The sequence below is a fragment of the Andreprevotia chitinilytica DSM 18519 genome (genome assembly GCF_000711875.1).
Classification (GTDB): domain Bacteria; phylum Pseudomonadota; class Gammaproteobacteria; order Burkholderiales; family Chitinibacteraceae; genus Andreprevotia; species Andreprevotia chitinilytica.
In genome coordinates, this window is sequence record NZ_JONM01000015.1 from 21855 (window position 1) to 47202 (window position 25348).

Sequence of the window (25348 nt, forward strand, 5' to 3'; positions counted from 1 at the left end):
CCCGTTGTGGGCGGTTTGATTGATTTGTGAGTGCGGGGGCTGCTTGGCGGCTGTTCAAAGTCTTGGAGTGCCGCCTGCTTGAAGCGCTGCGGGGGTGCTTCCCCCTTTTTGAAGGGGGACTGAGGGGGATTTCGACGTCATTACAAATCGAGATGCCGCAGAAATCCCCCCTAGCCCCCTTCGGGGAAGGGGGGACAGCGCTAACGAGTGCTCATTCAGACTTTGAACAGGCGCTCACTACGCCGAATGACCCGCGAACCACGTCCGCACGCGACGCACGAGCGAAGCACCGGCATGGGCATTGGGGAACGGGATCACCACGGCAGCGTGGGTCTTGAGCACGGCGAAATCGGAAATCAGCATGGCGAAGTTCATGGTGACTACTCCTTGGGGCTGTCCCAAGCAGCGGTCAACGGGCGGACCATTGCGGCCCGCAACACATTTCACCCGGCTAGGGACTGGGATTGACTGGAAAAACGCATGTTTCTGGATCGACTACCGTCAGGGTCAGGCATGGCAATGCTCCGGTTCGTTGATCAAATCCTGCTGCCAGCCGAACCGGTGGGTTCGGGCGACAGCACGCCAGCTCATGCGCAGGCCGATTTCCAGCAGGCGCATAAGCGAAAGCCGTCGCGCCAATCAGGCACGCACGGGCGAATCAATCCGCATGCGGAATACGTCAGCCAAATGGCAAACGCCAAGGCGAAAAAACGCAAACCGATTGCGGTCAGGTATCAACAAGTCGATGAGGGGAGTTGCGGGCGGCGGTGGCCGCGTGGCGCATCCGGTTGCTAATCAGCAAACGGCGGCCCAAGGAAGGGGATGCGATTTGCTCGAGATTAGCGCGTCATCGACGCGAAACGACTCTGTGAGTCCAAGGCATCAGCCCCAGTGAACGAAAACGTGGCGAATTTATGCTTGCTGCATTGCAATGTCAATACAAGCGGCGATGAAATTTTCGGGGCGATCCGGCTTGGCCGGAACCCACTACCGGAAGCGGTAGACCGCTTTGTCGGATGAGGCACGCACCATAAAAAAACGGGCGTCGAATTTACTCGACGCCCGTTCTCTTTGCCGGCCGGGATTACGGCGTGGTGATTGTTTCGTTGGTGGTGCCTTCCTGATACTCGATCGGCGTTGCCGAGCCATCCAGTTCATTCTGGTCCACGTTCAGCCCCCAGTGAGCGAAGTACACGCGCAGATCGTGCGTGCTGGTTTGCACGTTGTTGAGCGCCAGGCGGTCGATCTGCCGCTTGCTCGCCGCTGCTGTGCCGCTGATCTGCTGATGGAAGGTTTCACCGTAAGTCACGTACAGCTTGGCGAACAGATGGCGTTTCTGAAAATCGGTCAGAGCGCTGAAGCCGGGGTAGCCAGCATCGGCATCATTGCAGTTATTCCATGGGCGATCCGGCTGAGCCATATCCGCATGTGCGGTGGGGATGCTGGTGGTCAGGACAAGGGTGGTGGCAACGCAAGCGCGACGGGAAAAGTATCGGACGCCCTGCGGGATCAGGCTGAGGAAACCCATATTGCATTCTCCGTGGGCAAGAAACAGCGGGTGCTGCCGATCACGCTGAATGGATATTCGGATGCGATGTGCATCGTTCGCATACGTACAAATTCAGATTTCAGAAAGATAAGCGTGTTTTATGTGTTTAATAAATTATCATACATGTCAGAATGTTTTATGCAATGAGAATATAAATCAAACCGGCGATGCCTGAGACGGGGCGGGGCAGGTTGCAAAAACAGGGGTGGATCGGGATACTTGGCTGCGTTGCGTTCAATAGCGCAACCCGGTGTGAGAGCCGGCGGTTTACGGGCAGACCTCCGCTGCAAAGCGGTATTTTTTGGTCTGCAATACCTTGGTACGTCTTCAGTGGCGGGCTGGGGTAGGGCGCGTCTTCGGGCGCACCGGGTTTCCGTGACCGGCTCTCACACCCTGCCTCGTGCCCGCCCCCTTCGTGTGAGAGCGAAGGCGTGGGTTGAATCAACTCATATACGGAAGACAACCATGTCACACACACCACATAGCACCCCCGCACCACCTGCACCCGACCAAAGCCACTGGCACGCCATCGATTTAGGCCTCGGCCTGAGCGATGTTGCCCGTCTGGGCATGGATAGCGTGGCCGATCTTGGCCGGCTGTTTCACATCATCGCCAGGCTGACCGAACCCGGCTCGGCCGCCTACCACATCGCCCAGTCCGGCATTACATTGGCGGACGACCGACGCAGCGCCATCGACGTTGCGCGAGCGTGCGTCGAGCAATCGCTGGGCAAGCACGGCTAGCGTGCAGAAACGACAAACCCGCCAATGGCGGGTTTGTCGTTTTCAAGCGGTGTCTGTTTCCAAGTACCACCCCCACCCCCGGCCCCTCTCCCACTAATAGCTGAACAAGGCTGAAGCCTTGCACGCGAGGGCGAGGGGAGATGGCCTGGTTTGCTAGATACCGTGAACCGCTTCCAAGCCGTTCTGCCACTCCAGAAAGAGATAAACCCCCTTGTCCTCCAGCATCTGAAACCCCAGCCGGTGATACAGCCGCAGTGCCGGGTTGAATTTCTCGACATGGATTTGCACGGCTTTGCCCAGCTCGCGCGCTTGCTCGAAGATGGCCTGCAAGATGCAACCGCCAATACCACGCCCACGGCACGCGGTCAGCACGGTCAGATCGATGATGAGAATCGCGGACTGCCGCTGCTGCAGATAAACCCGGCCGACCGGCTCGCCGTCGTACAGGATCAGGAAGTAGGTCGCATCCGGGTAATTGGAATAGGCATGGTGCTGCGCCTTGAATTGCATCTCAACGAAATCGGCTTTCTGCGCGTCACTCCAGTCGGTGATTTTCAATTCCTCTTCGCGGGTCGAGGCATAAATCGTTTTCAGCAGCGGCAGATCGGTTTCCGCGGTGGCGCGCAGCGAGATTCGAGGATCGGTGAAGTTCATTTGCATGAGTTCTCAGACGGCGACGTTGAAGTACGCCTGATAACGATAGCCTTGTTCTGTCTTGGCGACGGGTACCAGAAAAATCGCCAGTTCTGCCAGCTGCGCATGGTGCAATTCATAGGTGGCTTGCGGCAGCAGTAGCGATGCATTTCCCTTGAAAAACAAGGAGAAGCCACGATCGCCGGTATGAGTTGCGGCGTCTTCGGCCACTTCCTCAAGCACCAGTTCGGTTCGCTGCTGGTTTGGCAATTGCACGATAAACGGCGTGCTGACGTGCGGGCGAAACAGGTCTACGGTCAATGTCATGTTCGATGTCGGTTAGCGGCAATGGGGGGGGCGTGGCAAGGAAAACAGCCAGAGCAAGCCCTGGCTGTTTTTTGTGTCGCAATGCTCAAGAACGTGGCGGAAACACGCCTTTCAGGGCGATGCAGAAGTTCTGCACCTGGAACGGCTGCCGGTTTTCATGTGGGGTGCTGCCGCCAGCGATCCCTACGGCCAGTGGCGACAAGGTCGTCATGGCCGGCGCAGGCGTGTTGAGGATGTAGGTCTCATTGCCGGCTTCAAAAAAACGCGATGGCAAATGGCCCGTTGGCGGTGCAGTCGCCGGGCGGGCGGTATCGGCATAAGCCGTATGGCTGTGGGCCGGCATTTCGGCTGGGAGCAGTGCGACGCTCTCCGTGCCCTGTGCCAGGCCGACCTGGTTAGTCTCCGCGCCCATGATGGCGCTCCCTTGCAGATTGGGCAGACCGAAGGTGACGGAGCCGTTGCCGCCATAATTGGCGCCGAGAATGGAAAACAGCGTGGTGTTTTGGCTGATCGGCAGAATCTGGCCATCACAAAACGCCCAGTTGTAGGGTGCGAAGTTGAAACCAAAAATGCGAATTTCACCCACGAATTGATCTGACATGTCTTGTGCTCCGTTCGCTTAGCCTTGGCTCGGGAAAATCCCGCTATAAGCAATGATGTAGTTGATCGACATTGACGGCATCTCGTTCGAGTGCGGCAGGCTCTGGCCTGTAGTGCCCAGGGTATTGCTGGCAAAGGCGTTCTTGCCGGGCGGATTGGTGGCCCCGGAGTCGTAGAACGCTGTTGCCACGGTCCCCAGTGTTAACGTCGGGTCGGGAGCATTGGTGGTTGCAGCGTTGGTGGTGCCCTGGATGGCATGGTTGTGCGACGGAATTTGGCCGGTGGTCAGTGTGACGTTGGCCGTGCCCATCATTTGGCCCATCACACGGGGCGTCAAGCCGACGCCTGTCCCTTGGCCCACCGGTAGTTTGCCGGTCAGGTTGGGTACGCCGAAGGTGGTTTGGCCGTTGCCGCCATAGGTGGTGCCGAGCAAGGCGTACAGCACTTCGTAATCGGCAATGGAGTAGGTTGTGCCATCGCAAAAGAACCAGCCTGTCGGGGCATAAGTTCCGGCAAAGATGCGGATTTCACCGACATAAGGTTGAGCCATGATCTGTCCTTAGTTCCGGGATGGGTAGATGCCGGTCGTTGCGATGATGTAATTCATCACCAGCGACGGCTGCATGTTTTCATGAGGCTGGGAGCTGCCGGTGCTGCCACAGGCTTCGTTGGACAGCGCGGTCAAGGTATTCGGGACGGCGGTCGCGTAGAGGTTCTGGCCTGCCCCCCCTGAGCCGGTGGTTACATGGCTGACCGCCAACAGATGGTTTTCCGTGTTGCCCACATTGGGCAGCGTCGCATTGGCGGAGGACAGGTTGAAGATGTGGTTGTGCTGCGGCATTTCCGCCGGGGCCAGCTGCACCGTTTCCACGCCGCCCATTGCGCCTTGCACATAGTTACCGGCCTGATCGCGATGCACGGGGGTGCGGCCACGCAGGTCCGGCAGGGCAAAGTTGCTGGTGCCGTTGCCGCCATATTTTGTGCCTAGCAAAGAAAACAGCGCCGTGTTGGCCTGAATCGATAGCAATTGCCCCATACAGAACGCCCAGCCCCTGGGCGCGATCGAAAACGCGCACATCCGTATTTCGCCTAAATACTGCTCCATGGTGTGACCTCCTAGTGTCAGGTACATCTTGAGTAGATTGGTATTTTTTTACGGGTAACTACAGATGGTATTTCCAGTGAAGAAAGTGCGTGGATGACCATCTACTTGTTATTAGTCCATGTTGCATCTAAACGACGTAATTTATCACTATTTTGTGTAAGAAATAATGATAAATGCATGGCACCCAAGATGGTTTGGCTATAGGAATTAGCTTAAAAATAGTTGTAACTTGACCTAATTGTTACTATTCACCTAGCATCTGACACTGGAGTGGTCAGCTGTAAAGAAGCTACAAGTGTTTGTTTCTTGTTAAGAAAGTCCTGATATTTTCGTTTGTCTTACATTCATTGAATATTTTGCGAATCTGGTTTTAGCGCAGAGGGCTTGCTTACGTGGCAAGCAGCGATAAAAGGCAATTGAAAGCATTCACTGCCCCGCCGATTGGATAACCACCATCAACGGCGTGCGCGAAGTGGATGGCGTGCTCTTGGATATGTGAATCAAAAGATGGGCCCGTCAATGAACGGGCCGGGCGAGGATGCAATGCGTGCGTGGATGGAAGTGAACCAATTCGGCCAACGATATATGGCGTGGCTTTTGAAAGTGCTCTGGTCTCTTCTGGGCGGCTGCATTCTTGGCGCGACTGGCAACGCTGGCGTATTTGCCCGGCGCTTCGCTTTTATGATCGCAGCCGGTTTGGCGTTGATGTGTTTCTCCAACACCGCTTCTGCCTCTTTCACCTGCTCGATTTCAATCAGCACGAATGAAAACACCCAACTGACCTATGACTTCACCAACCCCACCGATGAAGCCAATTGCGATCCGGGCTTCACCTACGGTATCTATTCAGATACGTCTTGCAACACCAGTTTGGCAGCGCATCCGACGACTCAGGGCGGTACTGTCGTCATCGATAGTGCCCATATCCCTGATCGGGTGATTTACACCCCGAAGACCGATTTTGCCGGTACGGATACCTTCACGTTTTACACTACCAATGATGGGGTGAATTGCTGGGCGTCAACTGCGACGGTCACGGTGTCCGGGCCAGCAGTCACCAGTGTTTCGCCGACCTCCGGCGCGGGCTCTGGCGGCACCAGCGTCACGATTACCGGCACCGGGTTCACCGGGGCTACTGCTGTTCTCTTTGGCGCTTCGAGCGTTTCGCCCTCCAGCGTTTCTGCAACGTCGATCACCGTCACCTCACCGGCCCATGCGGCTGGTGTCGTCGATGTGAAAGTCACGACGCCGCTGGGCAACAGTCTGGCGAACGCGTCGGATCATTTCACCTATCTCGCAGCGCCAACCGTCACTTCCGTCTCGCCCACCTCCGGCCCTATCGCCGGCAGCACCAGCGTGACCGTGACTGGTACCAATTTCACTGGCGCCACTGCGGTATCGTTCGGTGGCACTGCCGCTGCCTCCTATACCGTCAATAGCGCCACCTCAATCAGCGCCACCTCGCCCGCCCACGCGGCCGGTGCTGTCGATATCACTGTCACCACCTCAGGCGGCACCAGTGCGACGAGTGGTTCGGATCAATTCACGTTTGTTACCCCGGCGGTTGCCAATGCGGTCAGCCAGACCGTCGCCCATGGCAGCAGCAGTAACTCGATCACGCTCAATATCACTGGCGGTGCGGCGACCAGCGTAGCGGTCAGTACCGCCGCCAGCCACGGTACGGCGACTGCGGCAGGGACGGCGATCACCTATACGCCGACCGCTTCGTATTCCGGCACGGATACCTTTGCGTATACGGCGACCAACGCGGCCGGCACATCCTCACCGGCCACCGCGACGATTACCATCTCCCCGCCGACGATGACCTATGCGCCGTCCTCTCCGGCCGGCGGCACGGCCGATACGGCCTATAGCCAGTCGCTCGCCAGCGCGAGCGGCGGCACGTCGCCCTATACCTACACGGTGGCATCTGGCAGTTTGCCGACAGGCATTACCTTGGCGAGCAACGGCACCTTGTCCGGCACGCCTACGGCAGGTGGCACCTTCAACTTCACCGTGACGGCGACCGACAGCAGCACCGGTACCGGCCCGTTCAGCGTCACCAGCGGCACGCTCTCGCTGGTGATCGGCGCGCCGACGATTTCGGTTTCGCCAACGACGGTGACCGCGGCGACCGTGGCATCGGCCTATAGCACCACCATTAGCGCCAGCGGCGGCACCAGTTCATATAGTTTTGCCATCACAGCCGGTTCGTTGCCGGCTGGCCTGAGCTTGAACAGCGGCACCGGGGTGCTTTCCGGCACGCCAACAGCCGGCGGTACGTTCAACTTCACCGTGACCGCGACCGATAGCTCCACCGGTACCGGCCCGTTTACCGGCAGCCGTGCCTATACGCTGTCGGTCAACGCCCCGACGCTGGCACTCAGTCCCGCAGGTGGCAGCCTGACCGGCACCGCCGAGACGGCCTACAGCCAGGCCTTTACCGGCAGCGCCGGCACCGCACCGTATACGTATTCGCTGTCGATCAACTCCGGCATTATGCCGACCGGCCTGAGTTTCTCGACCAGCACGGGCGTGCTGTCCGGCACCCCGACAACTGCCAACACGGTCAACTTCACGGTGACCGCAACGGACAGCAGTACTGGCACGGGTCCGTACAGCACGGGCAACACCTATACGCTGACTGTTTCCAGCCCGACCATCAGCGTCTCGCCGGGTTCGCTCACCAATCCAACGGTGGGTGGCGCGTATAGCCAAACTGTCAGCGCCAGTGGCGGCGTGGCGGCTTATACCTTTGCAGTCAGTGTGGGCAGCTTGCCGACCGGTTTGAGTCTGAACAGCAGCACCGGGGTCATTTCCGGCACCCCGACTGCTGGCGGTACCTTCAACTTCACGATCCGTGCGACCGATGCCGACAGCTTCACCGGCACGCGTGCCTATAGCGTGACCGTGGCCGCGCCGACCATCACCCTCAGCCCGACCACAGTCAGTGCTGCAACGGTCGGATCAGCCTACTCGACCACCGTCAGCGCGACTGGCGGCACCGCCAGCTACAGCTACGCGATCACGGCCGGGGCCTTGCCGGCGGGCGTTTCCTTGAATAGCGGCACCGGGGTGATTTCCGGTACGCCGACAGCCGCGGGCACGTTCAACTTCACCGTGACCGCGACCGATAGCTCCACCGGTTCCGGCCCGTTTACCGGCAGCCGCGCCTATACGTTGACGGTCAACGCCCCGACGCTGGCCATCAGCCCGATATCCGGCACCTCCCTGACCGGCAGTGTCTCGACGGCCTATAGCCAGACCTTTACCGCCAGCAACGGTACTGCACCGTATACGTACGCGCTGACGGTCAACTCCGGCACGATGCCAACCGGCCTGTCGTTCTCGACCAGCACGGGCGTACTGTCCGGCACGCCGACGACTGCCGGCTCGGTCAACTTCACGGTTACCGGCACGGATAGCAGTACCGGCACGGGTGCACCGTTCTCGGTGGCCGGCACGTATACGCTGACGACGTCTGCACCGACCATCAGCGTGTCGCCAAGCACGCTACCTACCCCGGTCATTGGCACTGCATATAGCCAGACGGTGAGTGGCTCCGGGGGGACTGCGCCCTATACCTTCGCGGTCGTTGCCGGCAGCTTGCCGACGGGCCTGAGCCTGAACACCTCCACCGGGGTGGTTTCCGGCACGCCGACGGCAGGGGGCGCCTATGGCTTCACCATCAAGGCGACGGATGCGAATACCTTCAATGCCAGCCGTGCCTACAGCGGGACGATCGCTGCTGCCACGGTAGTCGTTACCCCGGCCACGCTCCCGGCCGGGCAGGTGGGTGTTGCCTACAGCCAGACTGCCAGCGCCAGTGGCGGCACCGCACCTTATACCTACACGATTTCTGTGGGTGCCTTGCCGACTGGCATCACTCTCAATGCCAGCACTGGCGTGATTTCTGGTACGCCGACGGTGGCCAATACCTACAACTTCACGGTCAAGGCCACGGATAGTTCGACCGGCACGGCGGCACCTTACTCCGGGACGCTGGCCTACTCGCTGGTCATCAATCCGCTGACCCCGATCGCCGGTGCCAAGAGCGTGACCGTGGCCTACAACACGGCGACGCCGATCGATCTTTCCACCGTCATCACCGGCGGGGCAGCCACCAGCGTGGCCATCGCTGGTGCAGCCAGCCACGGTACGACCTCGGTCAGCGGCACCACGGTCACCTATACCCCGACCTCGGGCTATATCGGCACGGATAGTTTCACCTATACCGCGACCAACACCGGCGGCACGTCTGCGACGGCGACGGTATCGATCACCGTCACGCCGCAAACCCCGGCGGCTGGCACAAAGAGCGTCACAACCGCGTTCAACACCGCGATCGGCATCGATCTGTCGACGGTGATCAGCGGTGGCGCTGCAACGAGTGTGACGATCGGTACTGCCACCACGCACGGGACCACCTCGGTCAGTGGCACCACCGTGACCTATACCCCGACGACGGGTTACTCCGGGGCCGATAGCTTTACCTATACCGCGACCAATACCGGCGGTACTTCCGCCGCTGCAACGGTCAGCATCACCGTCAATCCGCAAGCACCGGTGGCTGGCGCAGTGAGCGCTTCGGTGGGATACAACAGCAGTAATAACGCCATTACGCTCGCCCTGACCGGTGGTGCTGCTGCCAGCGTGGCTGTGCCAACCGCGCCGGCCCACGGCACGGTATCCATCAGTGGCACGGCGATCAGCTACACGCCAACCGCTGGCTATGTCGGTGCGGACAGCTTCACTTATACCGCCACCAACGCTGGCGGCACGTCGGCACCGGCCACGGTCAGCTTGACGGTCAAACCGCAGATCCCGGTTGCCGCCGCCGTTGCCGCCACAGTGGCATTCAACAGCAACAACAACGCCATCACGCTCTCCCTCTCCGGCGGTGTCGCCACCAGCGTGGCTGTGCCAAGCGGCCCGAGCCATGGCACGGTGACGATCACCGGTACGGCGATCACCTACACGCCAACTACCGGTTACTACGGCACGGATAGCTTTACCTATACCGCGACCAATGCTGGCGGTACTTCCGCCGCTGCAACGGTCAGCATCACCGTCAACCCGATGTTGCCGGTCGCGCAGCCGGTGAGCACCACGGTCACCAATAACAGCACCAACAACGTGATCCCGCTGGTGATCAATGGCGGCCCGGCGGTGAGCATCGCGATCCTGAACCCGCCGCAACACGGTACGGTCGTGGTCAGTGGGGCCGGTGCGGGCAAGCAGGGCAATGCCGGCAACAATTCCGGCAGCGGCCTGAGCATCAGCTACACGCCGACCCCCGGCTACACGGGCCCGGATAGCTTCACCTATACCGCCAGCAATGCCGCAGGGACGTCCGCTGGGGCGATGGTTTCGCTGCAAGTAACCCCACCAGGACCGGGCGTAGCGACGGTAACGGCCACCACCACGGCTGGTACGCCGGTCACCCTGGCTGTCACCGCCCAAGCCACCGGCGCCCCGTTCACCGGCTTGAGCATCGTCACCCAACCGGCCAACGGCACGGCGGTGGTGCAGGGGCTGAACATCGTCTACACCTCGACACCGACCTTCGCTGGCACGGCCTCGATCGTCTACTCGCTCAGCAATGCCTACGGTTCGACCCAAGGCACTGCCACCGTCACCGTGACCGGCCGTCTTGATCCTTCCAAGGATGCGGAAGTGAACGGGCTGCTGGCTGCCGAAGCCGAAGCGACCCGCCGCTTTGCCACGGCGCAGCTCAGCAACTTCAACCGTCGTCTGGAAAGCCTGCATGGCGATGGTTGGGGCAAGTCCGATTTCGGCCTGAGCGTGAATTCGTTCGGCCTGCCACCAAAGGCCAACACCACGCCCGCCACTGGCACACCGACTGCTGAACGTCCGGTCGATGCGGATCAGGTGAGCAAGTCCACCTGGCAAAGCACGCCAGCCGGCGGCCGTCGCGGCAAGCAGATCGCCAATGCCAGCGCGGACGACAGCAGCAAGTCCACCGAGCAGGCCGGCGGCGGCACACCGAACGAGCGCCACGAGTTGTCGTTCTGGGTGAACGGCGGGCTCGACTTCGGTCAGCGCGACGCGATCACCGGTCAGGAACGCTTCCGCTTCCAGACCGATGGCGTGAGCCTCGGCGCGGATTACCGCGTCAACGATCTGTTCTCGGTTGGTGTCGGCGCCGGCTTGGGCCACGACGTCAGCGATGTCGGCAGCAATGGCTCCAAGAGCCGTGGCGACAGCACCGTGCTGGCGGTTTACGGCACCCTGCGCCCGGCTGAGCACCTGTTCATCGACGGCGTGTTGGGCTACGGCGCGTTGAGCTTCGATCTGGATCGCTTCATCACCGATACCGGTGGCTTTGCGACCGGCCATCGCAGTGGCAAGCAAGTGTTCGGTTCACTCGCGGGTGGTTACGAGTACCGCGACGGCGCGTTGCTGTTGTCCCCGTACGGCCGCCTGGAAGTGATGTCCGCCACGCTCAAGGGCTACACCGAAACGGCTGCGGGCACGAGCGCGCTCACCTACAACGACCAGACCGTCCGCATGACCACCGGCAAGCTCGGTGTGCGGGCCGAAACGGGTTACGACCTGAGCTTCGGCAAGCTCAAGCCACGGATGCGCATCGAATACCAGCACCACTTCGAAGGTGCGGACAACGCCACCATGAACTACGCCGACCTGGCCGCCCTCGGCCCGGTCTACAGCGTGAGCCCGGCGCAAGCGCAGCGGAATTCATGGGTGGCGGAAGTCGGCGGCAAGCTGCAGATGCGTGGCGATATCTCGTTCTCGCTGGATTACGGCAGCACGCTGAACAACGACACCGGCCATGAGCAGTCGATACGTCTGGGGCTGGAGGTGCGGTTCTAAGCCGGGATCGTCAGCAAGTTTGTGCCTCCTCCAAAACAACAAACCCGCCTGATGGCGGGTTTGTTGTTTTGGAGGAACGGCTTATTCGTAGGCTCAAGCCATTTCGACCGTATGTGCTTCAAGGCTGACTTTAAGTCGGCTACGAACTGCGCTAAAAATCGCCGCCAGGTTATCCATGCTCGGATTGCCCTTCGACGACAGCATGCGATGCAGGCTCTTGCTGGGTTTGGCGGTCACTTCCGCCAGTTGTTCGAAGCCTAGGGTGGCGTTGACCAGATCACGCAGAATCAGGCGAGCGGTTTCCGGTTCGCCGTTCAGGAACAGGGTTGCCGCTTCATCGAGCAGCGCTTTGGCGAATGCCGGATCGCGTTCGACGCGTTCGACGATGGTGTGCTTAAAATCGCGTGTCAGTGCCATGTTGTTTACCTTTTTCGTTTTTCGGCGTTGTCTGCGGCGTGTGTAGCCTTCTTTCTGGATTTGTATTCGACGTGCAATGCCTTGGCCCGATCAATATCTCGCTGTTGCCCGCGTTTTGTGCCGCCACCGAACAGAATGATCAAGGTGCCGCCGTCATTGGCAAGGTAGATGCGATAGCTCGGTCCCCAGTCGATAATTTATTCGCCGATGCCGTCAAACCACTTCACGCTCGACGTATTCCCTAGTTCCAGCCGCAGCTTGGCTGTCGCTATCTTTGCCGCGGCTTGGGCATCAAGACTATCGAACCAAGCCTTATAAGGGTTCGATCCATCCTCACGCAGATATTCTTCGACCGTGATCTTCATGGGTTTATGGGAACTAAAAAGTTACCATTTGGTAAAGGCGGCTCGCGGCCGCACTGTTTTGTTGACCAGGAGCGGTCTGTTAGGTGCGTCGCCCCCGGCCGGCAAAGCCGTCCGGGCTACGGGGATGTAGGGCGCAATCCCCGCAGGGCATTGCGCCGCACTGCTCAATCACATTGGATTTGTTGGCCCAATACCCTCAAATCTAACGCCGATCCGTAATCCGATTTATGGGTCGCGGCGCGTTAAGCCGATCCAAAGTTTCGGTGCGGGACATATCCAGCGCGAAATGCCATTCCTCCGACATTGTCCTTTAGTCGTAGCCCGGAAGGCTTGCCGGCCGGGGTGGCAATGCGGGCAAGTTGCATCCGGCGTGGGTACTTTGAACCAATCCCGGCCAGCAAAGCCGTTCTGGCTACATATCTACGCGATCTTGTAGGAGCGAGCTTGCTCGCAATGGCGATTCAAGCGTCGCTATCGCGAGCAAGCTCGCTCCTACAAAAGCTCAAGGCCCAACATGAGTTGAATAAGACGCGCAGCGACGTGTCGAGCGGTGCATGTTGGGCATCGCTTTGCTCAGCGCCAACCTACGAAATCCCATCCCAACGACCGTAGCCCGGACGGCGTGCCGGCCGGGGTAGCAATGTGGGCAAGTTGCATCCGGCGTGGGTAGGTTGAACCAACCCCGGCCGGCAAAGCCGTCCGGGCTACGAAGGCGCTACTTCGTTGGTGGTTTCGGCAGCGCATACGCCCCGCGCAGTTCCCGCAAATTGCGATGGTGGCCCTTGAGCCATTGCGGCAGCTCGGATGCGGGCATGGGGCGGGCGATCAGGAAGCCTTGGCAGAGGGTGCAGCCGGACTCCTGCAATAGCCGCCAGTCGTCCAGCGTTTCGACCCCTTCGGCGACGGTGACGAGGTTGAGGCGGCTGGCCATGTCGAAGGCGGATTGCAGGATGACGCGCAGGTGGTGTTTTTCGTGGGCGCCGTGCACGAAGGAGCGGTCGATCTTGAGTTCGGTGAAGGGGATGCGGGCCAGTTGCTGCATGGATGAGAAACCGGTGCCGTAGTCGTCGATCGATAGCCCGAAGCCTTTGAGCCGCAGCCGCGCCAGCATGCCGAGTGCGCTGGCGAGGTTGGCGACGACCGAGCTTTCGGTGATTTCCCAGACGACTTGTTCGGCCATGAGGGCGTGGCGTTCGAGGAGTTCGAACACTTCCGGCAGGAATTCCTGTGAGTCGAGCAGCAGCGGCGAAAGGTTGATCGCGACCGTGAGCCGTAGCCCGCGCTTGTTCCAGCTCGCGGTTTGCGCGAGGGCTTGATCGGTGATGGCAAGGGTGAGCGCGTGGATCAGCCCGGCTTGTTCGGCCAGCGGGATGAAGCGGTCGGGCGGGATCATGCCCATTTCCGGGTGTTGCCAGCGGGCGAGCGCTTCCACGCCTTTGATCATGCCGGTGTGCACGTCGACCTTGGGCTGGTAGTAGGCGACGATCTGGCCTTGGGCGATGGCGTTGGCGAGGTCAAGTTCGCCGACCGGCGTGAGCATGTCGAGCTTGGGTTCGACGGCGGCGGTGTTGCCGAGCGCATCCATGCGCTTGAGGGCATTGCCGAACTGCGTGATGCCGAGTGGTTTTTGTAGCGCGGCCAGCACGTTGAGGCCGAGTGCTTGCGTCATGGTTTCCACCGAGCTGATCAGCGCGTTTTCACGGCTGGATGCCACGATGATGGGAATGTCGATCTTGCGTTGCTGCAGTTGCTGGATCAGCTCGACGCCATCCATGCCCGGCATTTCCAGATCGATGATCAGCAAGGCCGGCGGCACGGTCAGCATGGCCAGCAGTTCGAGCGCTTCGTGGCCGTTGCCGGCCTCGTAGATCAGGGTGATGCCCAGCTCGCGCGCCAGCACCGCTGCGTGTTGTCGTTGTACGACGCTGTCGTCGACGATCAGTAGCGAATCGATGTGCGGCCCCTTGGTTTTGACGATTGACTGTTTTTCAGCGGCGGGCTGTTTTTCAACGGGCATGGCGTTCGATCACTCCGGCAATCTTTTCGAGCGACACCACGTCGTTTACGCCGCCCAGATCGATGGCTTCCTTGGGCATGCCGAACACGACGCAGCTGGCTTCGTCCTGCGCGTAGGTCAGGGCACCGGTGTTATGGAGTTCCTTCAGGCCGCGAGCGCCGTCGTCGCCCATGCCGGTCATGATGATGCCGACGGCGTTCTTGCCCGCCGCCTTGGCGACCGAGCGGAACAGCACGTCGACTGACGGGCGATGCCGGCTGACCAGCGGGCCATCGACGACGTCGACGTAATACTGCGCACCGCTGCGTTTCACCACCATATGCTTGCCGCCGGGCGCGATCAGGGCGCGGCCGGAGACGATGCGATCGTTGTTCTGCGCTTCGCGCACTTCGATCTCGCACAGGCTGTCGAGCCGGTCGGCGAAGCTCTTGGTGAATTTCTCCGGCATGTGCTGCACGATCACGATCCCCGGGCTGTTGCGGGGCAGGGCGGTGAGCACGACTTCCAGCGCTTGCGTACCGCCGGTGGAGGTGCCGAGGGCGACGATTTTCTCGGTGGTGGGCAGGTGGGTGGTGCTGCCGGGGGCATCGAGCACGGCATCGGCGGTGAGCTTGGGCGCGTGCATCCGCTCGTGCGCCTGGCTGCTGCTGGGCAGGCTGCGCAACCGCCCGACCTTGGCCTGACCAGCGGCGCGAATGGCCGAGACCAGGTCGTTGGAGGCGTCCTGCAGGAAGTCCTTGAGGCCGATGGTGGGCTTGGTGATGATGCCGACCGCGCCGGCGGCCAGCGCATCCATGGTGATGTCGGCGCCTTTTTCGGTGAGCGTCGAGCAGATCACCACCGGCGTTGGCCGCTCGGCCATGATTTGCTTGAGGAAGGTGATGCCATCCATGCGCGGCATTTCGATATCGAGCACCAGCACATCCGGCCAGCGGTTTTTCATCTTGGCCATGGCAAAGATGGGGTCGGGTGCGGTGGCGATGACTTCGATATCGTGATGGCGTGCCAGCACATCCTGCATTACCTGCCGGACGACGGAGGAGTCGTCGACGATCATTACTTTTATTGTCATTGGAGCCGGCCTTGGGCGTTGTATTCACTTCTTTTGCGTAGGAGGCTGTTCAAGGGCTAGCGTCAGCAGGTTTTCTCCCCTCGCCCATTTATGGGAGAGGGGCCGGGGGTGAGGGGCGTGCAACATGCAGCGGCCTTTGCCAGCACCCTCACCCTAACCCTCTCCCACAAGTGGGAGAGGGGATGCGAGCATCAAGCCATTTCAGCACCTACTGCGGCTCCGGCACCCGTTGCGATGTCGACACCCCCCGGCCGCGCCGTACCCATACATCCCCATTCGATAGATCGAAGCGCAGATAGCGGTAGCCGTAGCCGGTCAGGTCTTGCCGGGCGACTGGCAGGCCGAGGTGCTTGAGCATGTCCAGCGCAAAGTGTGCATTCGCTTCGCCGATGCTGGTTTTGCGCGGCTCGCTATCGAACACCCGGCTGCCGCCAAATAATTTGATCGTGTATTCGCTGAGCTCGGTGCCGCGCTGCCTGGCTTCCGCGGTCAGCTGCAGCAGCGCTTCTTCGCCGTAACGGCCGTCGCGCTCACTTGCCAGATGCAGGTTGGTGATCCGGCTGGGCAGCAGAAAGTGGCACAGCCCGCCGAATTTGCGCTCCGGATGCCAAAGCGTGATGGCGACGCAGGAGCCCAGCAGCGTCTCGACGCGGACATCGCCGTTGCCGAAGAAAATGCCGCCGGGGTTGATGAAGATACGGCGACTCATGGATGGGGTCTCTGGTAGATCGATGGCGAATGCATCTGCAACTTGAGCGCCATGCCGTGCAGCGATTCGGAATGGCCGACAAACAGCCAGCCCCCCGGTTTCAATTGCCGGCAGACATTCGTCAGCACCTCGGTCTTGGTCTGCATATCGAAATAGATGATGACGTTGCGCAGGAAGATGACGTCGAACTGGCCGACGCGCTCCGGCAGATCGGTGAGGTTGCGCTGCGCAAACTGCACGCGCGAACGCAGGGTGCGTTCCACCATGAACTGGCCGGTGTACTCGCCGCTGCCCCGCAGGCAATAGCGTTTCAGATACGCCGGCGGGATGTGTTCGCCGCGGGTCATCGGATAGACGCCACGGCGGGCGAAGGACAGCACGCGCTGGCTGATGTCGGAGGCGAAAATCTCCCACGGGGCGTTGCTGCGTTCGTGGTCGAGCAGCATCGCGATCGAATAGGCTTCCTCGCCGGTTGAACTGGCGGCGCTCCAGATCTTGAGCGTTTCTTGGGGCGATGCTACCGGCAGCACGTGCTGCTTCAGAAAGTCGAAATGGCGCGGCTCGCGGAAGAAATAGGTTTCGTTGGTGGTGATCAGGTCGATGGCCCGCTGGCGCTCTGCCTCGGCCGACGGTGCCGCGATCATCTCGTAGTAATCGCGGAAGCTGTCGAGTTCGAGCGCGACCAGCCGCTTGGAAAGCCGGCTGCACAGCAACGCTTTCTTGGAAGCCGGCAGGTGCATGCCGATGTGCTGCTTGAAGAGCTGCTGGAACAAGCGCATCTCTTCATCGTTCGCTTCGAAGGGTTGGGTGCTCGTCAAAACCATGGCGTTGCGCGCTCGCGTCCTTGCGAAATGGGCGGGTTCAGGCATCTACGCCGTGACGGCACTGGGTTCTTCGCTGCCCGAGAAGCCGATCAAGGTCGACATCTCTTCCACCGACAACACTTGCTGGATATCGAGCGCGATCACGAAGCGCTCGCCCAGGCTGATCATGCCTTCGATGAAGTCGGCCCGGATCTTGGCGCCAAACGCCGGCCGTGGCTCGACCTGACCATGTTCGACCGACAGCACTTCGTTGACGGCATCGACGATGACCCCCAGCGGCAGGATCTGTTCTTCCTGCACCACCTCAAGAATCACGATACACGTGCGCCGGGCGATTTCGGTGGTGTTGCGGCCAAAACGCGCCGCCAGGTCGACCACCGGTACGACCGCGCCGCGCAGGTTGATCACGCCCCGCAGGAAGTTCGGCATCATCGGGATTTCGGTCAGGCCGCCGAATTCGATGATTTCGCGGATATGTTCGATCGGGATCGCGAACAACTCGCCGCCGAGGGTAAAGGTCAGGAATTGCCGGCTGCCGGGGCTTTCCTGCCCTGGCAGTTGCCGGCTCGCGCTTGCGGTGGTGGTGGGCAAACTGGGCATGGCACCCCCTCAGAAGCGTGTGAAAGATGATTCGTCGACACTCTCGTCGCCTGCATCGAGCGATGAGGCGCGCCGCGCGCCTTTGCCATTGGTCGGCTTGCGGGCCGGCGCCGCCCGGCGAGTCGCTGCCGCATGGCCGTTTTCGGCGGTGCGGAAGAAGCGGATCAGCTCTTGCAGCTGGATCGCCTGCGCGCTCATCTCTTCGGAGGTGGACGACAATTCTTCGGAGGCCGATGCATTCATCTGCGTGGTTTGCGCCAGTTGGCTCACCGCCGAGTTGATCTGGTCGAGACCACTGGTCTGCTCGCGCGATGCGGCGGAGATTTCCTGCACCAGATCGGCGGTCTTGCGGATCGATGGCACCATCTGATCGAGCAAGTTGCCGGCGCGTTCGGCCAGCGTGACGCTATCGCTGGCGACCGTGCTGATTTCCTGTGCCGCCACCTGGCTGCGTTCGGCCAGTTTGCGCACTTCGGCGGCCACCACGGCAAAGCCCTTGCCGTGCTCGCCGGCCCGGGCGGCTTCGATGGCGGCATTCAGTGCCAGCAGATTGGTCTGGTAGGCGATGTCGTCGATGATGCCGATCTTGCCCGCGATCTGCCGCATGGCCGCAACGGTTTGCTTCACGGCACCGCCGCCTTCGACGGCATCGGTGGAGGACTTGCTGGCCATGCCATCGGTCACGCGGGCGTTTTCGGCATTCTGCGATACGGTCGAGGTGATTTCCTCGACCGCTGCGCTGGTTTCCTCGACGTTGGCGGCTTGTTCAGAGGCGTTTTGCGACAGGGCCTGGGCGGAGGCGGAAATTTCTTCCGATGCCGAGGCCAGCGAACTGGCTGAGCTGCTGACTTCACCGATCACGCTGGTGAGGCGGGTGACCATCTGCTGGATGCTGAACAGCATGCTGGTCTTGTCGCCGGGTTTGACGTTCACTTCCACCGTCAGGTCGCCATCGGCGACTTTTTGCAGGATGCGTACCGCTTCATCCGGCTCGCCGCCCACCTGACGGGTGACGATGCGGGCGAGGGCCATGCCCATGAAGATCGACAAGGCAAACGCGACGACGATGGCGATGATGCTGGTCATGCGCACGCTGGCAATGGTGGCCTGATTCTTTTTGTTGGCGTCTTCGGCTTGTTTCTCGTTGTCGGTGGTGATGTCGTCCAGCACCTTGTCGATCTTGTTGACCAGCACCCGCAAATCGCCGTTGACCAGTTTCCGGGCCTCGTCGACCTGGCCGGCTTTGACCAGCTTGAAGGTGGTTTCGGTCATTTTCAGGTAGTCGGGATACAGTCCCTTGAACTCGGTACGCAGCTTTTCTTCGGTCTCGGATGCGGCCGTCTTCGCATAGATGTCCCAGTATTTGTTGAAGGCCGTGATGTAGCCCTCATAGCGGGTGATCGATGCCGCCACGTCGTCCGGTTTGTCGACCTGGGTCAGCATGCGCACCGTGGCGCGTGCCGAGGCCACCAGGTTGATGTTGGCGCGGGCGAGATTACTGATCGCCAGCAGGTTTTCCTTGTAGATTGCCTGCCCGGCGTCGCCGACATTCTGGATATTGCTCACGCCCCACACGCCGATGAAGAGCGTGAGCAGCGACGAGATGAAAAATGCGACCAGCAATTTGGTGCCCAATCGCATGTTGATGAACCAGCCCATGGTGATCTCCTCGATTTACTCGATTTACTCGATATTTGGTTTTTTTAAGGTCTTTTTACTAATGAGTCGGGTCTGTTCGGTGTTGTCTGTAGCGTCTTCAGTAACCGGGAATGGCTGTTACTTGATGGCGTTATGTCCTCATCATAGGCAGGAATTTTGTTGGGATGATGGGCTGCAACCAGCTAGCGCATGATTGTTTTCTCCCCTCTCCCATTTATGGGAGAGGGGCCGGGGGTGAGGGGCGCGCCAGCTGCATCGACCTTTGCAAGCACCCTCACCCCCAGCCCCTCTCCCGCAGGCGGGCGAGGGGAGCAAGAAGCTTTGGCCGCAGCTCTAGCTCAAAACCGCGCAAACGCAGCCTCATCAATCTCCTCATCGCCCGAATCCAGCGTCAGCACGTGTTGCTTTTCTGCTGGCTCGTAGGCGCCCTTCGGTGCGGTGCGCACTGATTTCGATTTTTCCGTCTGGCCGACCGGCTGGGTGCGCTCGTCGGCCTGCACCCGGAAGTAGCCGATCAAGGCTTGCAGCTGCGCTGCCTGAGAACTCATTTCTTCGGATGTGGCCGACAGCTCTTCGGAGGCCGAGGCGTTCATCTGCGTGGTTTGCGCCAGTTGCGTGACCGAGGTGTTGATTTGCGCCAGCCCGGAGCTTTGCTCGCGGGATGCGGCGGAGATTTCCTGTACCAGATCGGCGGTCTTGCGGATCGATGGCACCATCTGATCGAGCAGCGTGCCGGCGCGTTCGGCCAGCGTCACGCTATCGGTGGCGACGGTGCTGATTTCCTGCGCGGCGATCTGGCTGCGTTCGGCCAGTTTGCGCACTTCGGCGGCCACCACGGCGAAGCCCTTGCCGTGTTCACCGGCCCGGGCGGCTTCGATGGCTGCATTCAGCGCCAGCAGGTTGGTCTGGTAGGCGATGTCGTCGATGATGCCGATCTTGCCGGCGATCTGCCGCATGGCCGTGACGGTTTGCTTGACCGCATCTCCCCCTTCAACCGCATCGCCAGACGACTTGCTGGCCATGCCGTCCGTGACGCGGGCGTTTTCGGCGTTCTGCGACACGGTGGAGGTGATTTCCTCGACCGCGGCGCTGGTTTCCTCGACATTGGCCGCTTGTTCGGAGGCGTTCTGGCTCAGGGATTGGGCCGAGGCGGAGATTTGTTCGGAGGCGGCGGCCAGCGATCCGGCCGAGCTGCCGACTTCGCTGATCACGCGCTTGAGTTGCCGGACCATCTGCTTGATGTGGAACAGGATGCTGATGCTGTCGCCTGACCGCACTGGAATCTGCGCGGTCAGATCGCCCTTGGCGACTTGCGCCAGAATGCCGGAGGCGGTCTGCAACTGGGTGATGAGTTGTTGCACGCTATAGAGCACGCTGGTGGTGTCGCCCGCCCTGATCTGTACGTTGACGGAGGTATCGCCTTCGGCCACGCGTTGCAGGATGCCCACCGCTTCATACGGTTCGCCGCCGACTTGCCGGGTCACGCTGCGGGTCAGCAGCAGGCCCAGGATGAGCGAGAGGGTGAACGCGCCGGCAATGACGGCAATGCTGGTCGTGCGCACGCTGGCGGCGGTGGCCTGGTTCTGCTGGTTGGCTTCTTCGGCCTGCTTTTCGTTGTCGGTGGTGATGTCGTCGAGCGTCTTGTCGAGCTTGCCGACCAGGAGTCGCAAATCACCGTTGACCAGCTTGGTGGCTTCGTTGACGTCGCCTGCTTTCATCAGCTTGATCGCGGTATCGGTCATCTTCAGGTATTCGGGCAGCAGGGCCTTGAACTCGGCGCGCAGCTGGTCTTCCCGCACCGAGGGGCGGGTCTTGAAGTAGACCTCCCAGTATTTGTTGAAGTTGGTCAGGTAGGTGCCCATGCGTTCGATACCGGCGTTGAAGTCGTCCGGTTTCTTGATCTGGCTCATCAGGCGAACGGTGGTGCGGGCATGCGAGATCAGGGCGATATTGGCCCGGCCCAGATTGCTGATCGCCAGCAGGTTGGTGACGTAGATGTCTTCCCCGCCGGCCGCCACTTTCTGGATACTGCTGACGCCCCACACGCCGATGAACAGCGTGAGTAGCGACGAGACGAGAAATGCGACCAGTAACTTGGTGCTCAGCCGAAAACGCAAAAGTCCGCCCATGATGATCTCCCCGGATAGAGGTTATTTCTGGTTGGAAAGCAGGCCGGCCGTCTTGCTTGCCGGTAAATGAGTTGGCAGATGTGACGCTTGTTGAATCAGATGGGCGACGTCCAGGATCAGGGCCACGCGGCCGTCGCCGAGAATGGTCGAGCCGCTCAGGGTCTTGGTGTTCTGGAACAGCTCGCCCAGCGGCTTGATCACCGCCTGGAATTCGCCCAGCAAGCGGTCGACGACGAGGCCGGCGCGTTGCTGGCCGTATTGCACGACCACGAGGCTTTCGCGTTCCGAGTGCTGCAAGAGCGGCAGTTCGAACAACTCGCGCAGCCGTACGAAGGGCAACGGCTCGCCACGCAGTTTCACGATGTTGTGGCGGGCTTCGTGGCTGGAGAGGTCGACGCACTCGATCACCATTTCCAGCGGGATCACGAACACCGCGTCACTCACCATGACCTGGAAGCCATCGATGATGGCCAGCGTGAGCGGCAGGCGGATGCGCACCGTGGTGCCTTGGCCTTCGACGCTGAGGATTTCCACATCGCCACGCAGCGATTCGATGTTCTTCTTCACCACATCCATGCCCACGCCACGGCCGGACAGGTTGGTGACTTGCTCGGCGGTGGAGAAGCCGGCTTCGAAGATCAGCCGGTAGATTTCGCTCTCCGTGAGAATCTGGTCCGGCGAGACCAGGCCGCGCTCGATGGCTTTGGAGAGAATGCGCTCGCGATTCAGGCCGCGCCCATCGTCGGAGACTTCGATCACCACGCTGCCGGATTCGTGATAGGCGTTGAGGCGCAGGGTGCCGCCGGGCGATTTGCCGGCGACGACGCGTGCGTCGGTGGCTTCGATGCCGTGATCCATCGCGTTGCGCACGATATGCATCAGCGGGTCGGAGAGTTTTTCCACCATCGATTTGTCGAGTTCGGTATCCGCGCCGGTCACAACCAGCTCGATTTCCTTGCCCAGCTCGCGGGAGATATCGCGTACCACACGCGGAAAACGCTGGAACACTTCGCCGATCGGCACCATGCGCAAGGTCAGCGCGGCATCGCGGATGTGCTCGACCAGTGTCGAGATGGTCTGCGAGGCTTCTTCGAACGTGCTGTCCTTCTTGCGTTGGGCGACGACGGTGGCCGCCGCGCCGGCGATGACCAGCTCGCCGACCAGATCGATCAGCGCATCGAGTTTGGAGACCTCGACCTTGATGAACTTCTGCTCGTGGGCTTTCTTGTCTTCGTGCTGTTTCTGGCGTGACAGCGCGGCGGTGACGACTGCCTCCGGCACCACCTGATGCTCGACCAGCAGCGCGCCGATCGGCTTCTGGCCGATGGCCTTTTCCTGTTGTTCGGACAGCACCTGTTCCAGCTCATGCTGCGTCAACGCGCCGCCGGCAACCAGGATTTCGCCCAGCCGGCCTGGGTCCGGCATGGTGTTGATCAGGCCGATGTATTCGTCGATCTTGCTGTGCGGCGGCAGGATGCGGATGTGGGCGTCGTCGCGCACGAACTCGAATACGCCTTCGATGGTCTTGCGGTCGGCCTCGGTCTGGAAGTCGATTTCAAAACCGAGATAACACGATTCGGCATCCATCAATTCGGCCACCGGCATGGCATCGGTGAGCGTGTGCAGATAGACGATGCGGCCCAGCGCGGCGAGGTAGTGCAGGAAGGGAATCGGGTCGAGACCGTTGCGCAGCACGTCCGGCAAAAAGCGCAATGACAAGTGCCAGTTGTCGCTGCCGACCCGGTGGCCGGTTTCGACTTCGACCGGGCTTTCTTCCGCTTCGGCGGCGGTGACCGTGACGGTGGTGGCGGGTGGTTCGAGATAGGCGTTGAGCGCGTTTTCCAGCTCGGTACGCCGCGCGATGTTCGGCTCGTCGTTCTCGCGTTTGTGCTCGATGGCATCGACCAGCGCGCCGATGTAGTCGCCACAATTGAGCAGCAGGGAGAGCATCGCATCGTCGACGGTCAGCTCGTTGTTGCGGACCCGGTCGAGCACGCTTTCGACGATGTGGGTAAAGCTGACGATGAGGTTGAAGGCGAATAGCCCGGCCGAGCCCTTGATCGTATGCGCAGCGCGGAAGATGGCGTTGACGGCCTCGGCATTGACGCCTTCGGCTTCGATCTCCAGCAGCGCGTTTTCCATCGCTGCCAGCAATTCTCGCGATTCTTGCACCAGCGCATCACGCGCCATGTCCATATCCATGCCAAGCCCCCGTTCGTGTGTCGACGCCTGCCGTGCAGCCATCCCGCCGATGAGGCTTGCGGGTGTGGTTGCGGCTTTCAGGCGTATCGGGCGGCCAGAACGATCTGCTTGGCGAGGACAATGCCCCGCCCCGGTCAGATCTTTTCTGCCGCCTTGTACAACTCGGTGTTCTCTCGTTTGATGCGTGTTTCCAGCGCCTGGATCACGGCCTTGGCGTCACGGATGAAGACGTCCGGCTCGGCGGCGATCGATTGGGCGTTGCCCCAGCGCGTTTTGAATGCGCCATAGGCTTCTTTCAGTCCGCCCATTTCTTTTTGAAACGCTTCGGCCAGGGCTTTTTCCGGGCCGGCCGACTTCAGCAGCCTGGGGTAGAGATACAAGTCCTCTTTGCCCAGATGCAGGTTGAGCTTGGTGCTGAGCTGCGTCAGATCGCCGGCAATCACGGCGGCTAGCTCGCCGCTGCCCGTGATGGGCTTGGCGATGTGTCCTTTCAGGCGCGTGACGATCACCGCCAGATCGGCGTGCTCCTGATAAAACGAACTCATGTCCATGACGTGCTCCTTGTCGCTAAGGGCCGTAGGGGAGGTCGTCTAGCTGCCGTTCGGCATCAAGACCGGATCGCCGAGCGTGCCGGCAAGGTTCAAGAGATCGATCACGGCGAGGACGGCCGGACTGTGGCGGCTGTAGTGCACGCTCTTTTGCAGGCGTGCCGCTTCTTGCTTGAGCAGCAGCAGCACCTGCACGCCGGAGGTGTCGAGCTCTTCGACCCCGGACAGATCGATTTCCAGCGTATCCGGCGCCATGTGCAGCGCGTGCAGCAGCGCGTCTTTCAACTCGGCGATCTCGAAGATGGTGAATCCGCCCATCAACAGCGCCAGCGGGTGGCCATCTCGGGTTTGTTCGGAAATCGGCATCGGCGTCTCCTGAAGCGGTCAGGGCACATCGGTCGGGTTTCTGCGCTTGCTCGCAATCTCTTGCGGACGGTGTTTTCTCCCCTCGCCCGCTTGCGGGAGAGGGGCTGGGGGTGAGGGCGGTGCCACCTGCAGCTTTCTCTGTTAGCCCCCTCACCCCCGACCCCTCTCCCATAAATGGGCGAGGGGAGAAAGAACTAAGGCATGATCAACTTGGCAACCGCATCGAGCAGCACCGGCGGCTGAAACGGCTTGAGCACCCAGGCGCGCACGCCAGCGGCTTTGCCTTCCTGCTTCTTGGTTTCATCACCTTCGGTGGTGAGCATGATGATCGGCGTGAACTTGTAATTGGGCAGCAGCTTGGCGGCCTTGACGAAGCTGATGCCATCCATGTTCGGCATGTTCACGTCGGAAATGATCAGGTTGTATTTGCGGCCATCGAGTTTGGAGAGGGCATCTTTGCCATCCGAGGCTTCCACCACGTCGTAACCGGCGCTCTTGAGTGCGATGCCGACGGTCTGGCGCATGCTGAACGAGTCATCGACGATCAGGATTGTCTTGCCCATTGGTGTTGCTCCCTCTTGCTGTTGTGGCTGTTGTTATTGGTATCGGGTGTTGGTGCCATCATGA

At 60.8% G+C, this 25348-nt stretch carries 23 protein-coding genes; 3 read left to right on the plus strand and 20 right to left on the minus strand.

Annotation, left to right across the window (positions count from 1 at the left end; translation table 11 throughout):
- Positions 1-237: 237 nt before the first annotated feature.
- Both BR41_RS24275 and BR41_RS24280 read right to left on the minus strand, forming a co-directional pair.
- A complete protein-coding gene (locus BR41_RS24275) occupies positions 238-375 on the minus strand; it encodes a hypothetical protein (RefSeq protein WP_156970762.1) in 138 nt (45 codons plus the stop codon).
- 709 nt (positions 376-1084) lie between these two features.
- A complete protein-coding gene (locus BR41_RS24280) occupies positions 1085-1309 on the minus strand; it encodes a hypothetical protein (RefSeq protein ID WP_156970763.1) in 225 nt (74 codons plus the stop codon).
- Here BR41_RS24280 and BR41_RS24285 point away from each other — a divergent pair.
- Together BR41_RS24285 and BR41_RS16810 are read left to right on the plus strand one after the other, a co-directional pair.
- Positions 1286-1696 (plus strand): hypothetical protein, encoded by a 411-nt coding sequence (locus BR41_RS24285; protein ID WP_156970764.1) that lies wholly within the window; start codon positions 1286-1288, stop codon positions 1694-1696. The genes BR41_RS24280 and BR41_RS24285 overlap by 24 nt on opposite strands.
- A 318-nt stretch (positions 1697-2014) precedes the next feature.
- Complete coding sequence (locus BR41_RS16810; RefSeq protein WP_035059346.1) at positions 2015-2293, plus strand: hypothetical protein; 279 nt, start codon at positions 2015-2017, stop codon at positions 2291-2293.
- A 153-nt stretch (positions 2294-2446) separates the two neighbouring features.
- Here the strand turns inward: BR41_RS16810 and BR41_RS16815 are convergent, their stop codons facing one another.
- The 5 genes from BR41_RS16815 to BR41_RS16835 form a co-directional block, all read right to left on the minus strand.
- Positions 2447-2953, minus strand: a complete 507-nt coding sequence (locus BR41_RS16815) for a GNAT family N-acetyltransferase (RefSeq protein WP_051711211.1) — start codon at positions 2951-2953, stop codon at positions 2447-2449.
- A gap of 6 nt (positions 2954-2959) precedes the next feature.
- Positions 2960-3253 (minus strand): DUF6916 family protein, encoded by a 294-nt coding sequence (locus tag BR41_RS16820; protein WP_035059347.1) that lies wholly within the window; start codon positions 3251-3253, stop codon positions 2960-2962.
- 85 nt (positions 3254-3338) lie between these two features.
- A complete protein-coding gene (locus tag BR41_RS16825) occupies positions 3339-3854 on the minus strand; it encodes a phage tail protein (protein WP_035059349.1) in 516 nt (171 codons plus the stop codon).
- Between the two features lie 18 nt (positions 3855-3872).
- The gene (locus BR41_RS16830; RefSeq protein ID WP_035059350.1) at positions 3873-4403 is read right to left on the minus strand and encodes a phage tail protein; all 531 of its coding nucleotides are present in this window, start codon (positions 4401-4403) and stop codon (positions 3873-3875) included.
- A gap of 9 nt (positions 4404-4412) precedes the next feature.
- Entirely contained in the window at positions 4413-4958 is a 546-nt protein-coding gene (locus BR41_RS16835) for a phage tail protein (protein WP_035059351.1), read from the minus strand.
- 555 nt (positions 4959-5513) lie between these two features.
- Between BR41_RS16835 and BR41_RS16840 the strand changes: the two genes are divergently transcribed.
- Entirely contained in the window at positions 5514-11813 is a 6300-nt protein-coding gene (locus BR41_RS16840; protein ID WP_169741323.1) for a putative Ig domain-containing protein, read from the plus strand.
- 93 nt (positions 11814-11906) lie between these two features.
- Here the strand turns inward: BR41_RS16840 and BR41_RS16845 are convergent, their stop codons facing one another.
- The 13 genes from BR41_RS16845 to BR41_RS16905 all read right to left on the minus strand — a co-directional run bounded on the left by BR41_RS16845 (position 11907) and on the right by BR41_RS16905 (position 25284).
- Positions 11907-12230, minus strand: coding sequence for a helix-turn-helix domain-containing transcriptional regulator (locus BR41_RS16845; protein WP_035059353.1), 324 nt, complete (start codon positions 12228-12230; stop codon positions 11907-11909).
- Positions 12231-12427: 197 nt separating this feature from the next.
- Positions 12428-12595: a hypothetical protein gene (locus BR41_RS24950; RefSeq protein ID WP_211251784.1), complete on the minus strand. Its 168-nt coding sequence runs from the start codon at positions 12593-12595 to the stop codon at positions 12428-12430.
- Positions 12596-13310: 715 nt separating this feature from the next.
- Positions 13311-14612: an EAL domain-containing response regulator gene (locus BR41_RS16855; protein ID WP_084187322.1), complete on the minus strand. Its 1302-nt coding sequence runs from the start codon at positions 14610-14612 to the stop codon at positions 13311-13313.
- A complete protein-coding gene (locus BR41_RS16860; protein WP_035059354.1) occupies positions 14602-15684 on the minus strand; it encodes a protein-glutamate methylesterase/protein-glutamine glutaminase in 1083 nt (360 codons plus the stop codon). The genes BR41_RS16855 and BR41_RS16860 overlap by 11 nt, the downstream gene beginning before the upstream one ends.
- A 208-nt stretch (positions 15685-15892) precedes the next feature.
- Positions 15893-16393 (minus strand): chemotaxis protein CheD, encoded by a 501-nt coding sequence (locus tag BR41_RS16865; protein ID WP_035059356.1) that lies wholly within the window; start codon positions 16391-16393, stop codon positions 15893-15895.
- Positions 16390-17217: a CheR family methyltransferase gene (locus BR41_RS16870; RefSeq protein ID WP_035059358.1), complete on the minus strand. Its 828-nt coding sequence runs from the start codon at positions 17215-17217 to the stop codon at positions 16390-16392. The genes BR41_RS16865 and BR41_RS16870 overlap by 4 nt, the downstream gene beginning before the upstream one ends.
- A gap of 45 nt (positions 17218-17262) precedes the next feature.
- A complete protein-coding gene (locus tag BR41_RS16875) occupies positions 17263-17817 on the minus strand; it encodes a chemotaxis protein CheW (RefSeq protein WP_051711215.1) in 555 nt (184 codons plus the stop codon).
- A 9-nt stretch (positions 17818-17826) separates the two neighbouring features.
- Positions 17827-19476, minus strand: coding sequence for a methyl-accepting chemotaxis protein (locus tag BR41_RS16880; protein WP_035059360.1), 1650 nt, complete (start codon positions 19474-19476; stop codon positions 17827-17829).
- A 338-nt stretch (positions 19477-19814) separates the two neighbouring features.
- Positions 19815-21605, minus strand: coding sequence for a HAMP domain-containing methyl-accepting chemotaxis protein (locus BR41_RS16885; protein WP_035059362.1), 1791 nt, complete (start codon positions 21603-21605; stop codon positions 19815-19817).
- A 21-nt stretch (positions 21606-21626) separates the two neighbouring features.
- The gene (locus BR41_RS16890) at positions 21627-23807 is read right to left on the minus strand and encodes a chemotaxis protein CheA (protein ID WP_035059364.1); all 2181 of its coding nucleotides are present in this window, start codon (positions 23805-23807) and stop codon (positions 21627-21629) included.
- Positions 23808-23941: 134 nt separating this feature from the next.
- A complete protein-coding gene (locus BR41_RS16895) occupies positions 23942-24358 on the minus strand; it encodes a hemerythrin domain-containing protein (protein ID WP_051711216.1) in 417 nt (138 codons plus the stop codon).
- 39 nt (positions 24359-24397) lie between these two features.
- Positions 24398-24721 (minus strand): STAS domain-containing protein, encoded by a 324-nt coding sequence (locus BR41_RS16900; protein ID WP_035059366.1) that lies wholly within the window; start codon positions 24719-24721, stop codon positions 24398-24400.
- A gap of 194 nt (positions 24722-24915) precedes the next feature.
- Entirely contained in the window at positions 24916-25284 is a 369-nt protein-coding gene (locus tag BR41_RS16905; protein WP_035059368.1) for a response regulator, read from the minus strand.
- Positions 25285-25348 lie beyond the last annotated feature (64 nt).

What these genes read in the sequence shown, in the direction of transcription:
- BR41_RS16895 (WP_051711216.1), bottom strand. Translation starts at nt 24,358, where the DNA reads ATGGACATGAGTTCGTTTTATCAGGAGCACGCCGATCTGGCGGTGATC.
- BR41_RS16880 (WP_035059360.1), bottom strand. Translation starts at nt 19,476, where the DNA reads ATGGGCTGGTTCATCAACATGCGATTGGGCACCAAATTGCTGGTCGCA.
- BR41_RS16835 (WP_035059351.1), bottom strand. Translation starts at nt 4,958, where the DNA reads ATGGAGCAGTATTTAGGCGAAATACGGATGTGCGCGTTTTCGATCGCG.
- BR41_RS16825 (WP_035059349.1), bottom strand. Translation starts at nt 3,854, where the DNA reads ATGTCAGATCAATTCGTGGGTGAAATTCGCATTTTTGGTTTCAACTTC.
- BR41_RS16870 (WP_035059358.1), bottom strand. Translation starts at nt 17,217, where the DNA reads ATGGTTTTGACGAGCACCCAACCCTTCGAAGCGAACGATGAAGAGATG.
- BR41_RS16875 (WP_051711215.1), bottom strand. Translation starts at nt 17,817, where the DNA reads ATGCCCAGTTTGCCCACCACCACCGCAAGCGCGAGCCGGCAACTGCCA.
- BR41_RS16810 (WP_035059346.1), top strand. Translation starts at nt 2,015, where the DNA reads ATGTCACACACACCACATAGCACCCCCGCACCACCTGCACCCGACCAA.
- BR41_RS16820 (WP_035059347.1), bottom strand. Translation starts at nt 3,253, where the DNA reads ATGACATTGACCGTAGACCTGTTTCGCCCGCACGTCAGCACGCCGTTT.
- BR41_RS16905 (WP_035059368.1), bottom strand. Translation starts at nt 25,284, where the DNA reads ATGGGCAAGACAATCCTGATCGTCGATGACTCGTTCAGCATGCGCCAG.
- BR41_RS16815 (WP_051711211.1), bottom strand. Translation starts at nt 2,953, where the DNA reads ATGCAAATGAACTTCACCGATCCTCGAATCTCGCTGCGCGCCACCGCG.
- BR41_RS16830 (WP_035059350.1), bottom strand. Translation starts at nt 4,403, where the DNA reads ATGGCTCAACCTTATGTCGGTGAAATCCGCATCTTTGCCGGAACTTAT.
- BR41_RS24275 (WP_156970762.1), bottom strand. Translation starts at nt 375, where the DNA reads ATGAACTTCGCCATGCTGATTTCCGATTTCGCCGTGCTCAAGACCCAC.
- BR41_RS16865 (WP_035059356.1), bottom strand. Translation starts at nt 16,393, where the DNA reads ATGAGTCGCCGTATCTTCATCAACCCCGGCGGCATTTTCTTCGGCAAC.
- BR41_RS16900 (WP_035059366.1), bottom strand. Translation starts at nt 24,721, where the DNA reads ATGCCGATTTCCGAACAAACCCGAGATGGCCACCCGCTGGCGCTGTTG.
- BR41_RS16885 (WP_035059362.1), bottom strand. Translation starts at nt 21,605, where the DNA reads ATGGGCGGACTTTTGCGTTTTCGGCTGAGCACCAAGTTACTGGTCGCA.
- BR41_RS16855 (WP_084187322.1), bottom strand. Translation starts at nt 14,612, where the DNA reads ATGCCCGTTGAAAAACAGCCCGCCGCTGAAAAACAGTCAATCGTCAAA.
- BR41_RS16840 (WP_169741323.1), top strand. Translation starts at nt 5,514, where the DNA reads ATGGAAGTGAACCAATTCGGCCAACGATATATGGCGTGGCTTTTGAAA.
- BR41_RS16845 (WP_035059353.1), bottom strand. Translation starts at nt 12,230, where the DNA reads ATGGCACTGACACGCGATTTTAAGCACACCATCGTCGAACGCGTCGAA.
- BR41_RS16860 (WP_035059354.1), bottom strand. Translation starts at nt 15,684, where the DNA reads ATGACAATAAAAGTAATGATCGTCGACGACTCCTCCGTCGTCCGGCAG.
- BR41_RS24950 (WP_211251784.1), bottom strand. Translation starts at nt 12,595, where the DNA reads ATGAAGATCACGGTCGAAGAATATCTGCGTGAGGATGGATCGAACCCT.
- BR41_RS16890 (WP_035059364.1), bottom strand. Translation starts at nt 23,807, where the DNA reads ATGGATATGGACATGGCGCGTGATGCGCTGGTGCAAGAATCGCGAGAA.
- BR41_RS24285 (WP_156970764.1), top strand. Translation starts at nt 1,286, where the DNA reads ATGGAAGGTTTCACCGTAAGTCACGTACAGCTTGGCGAACAGATGGCG.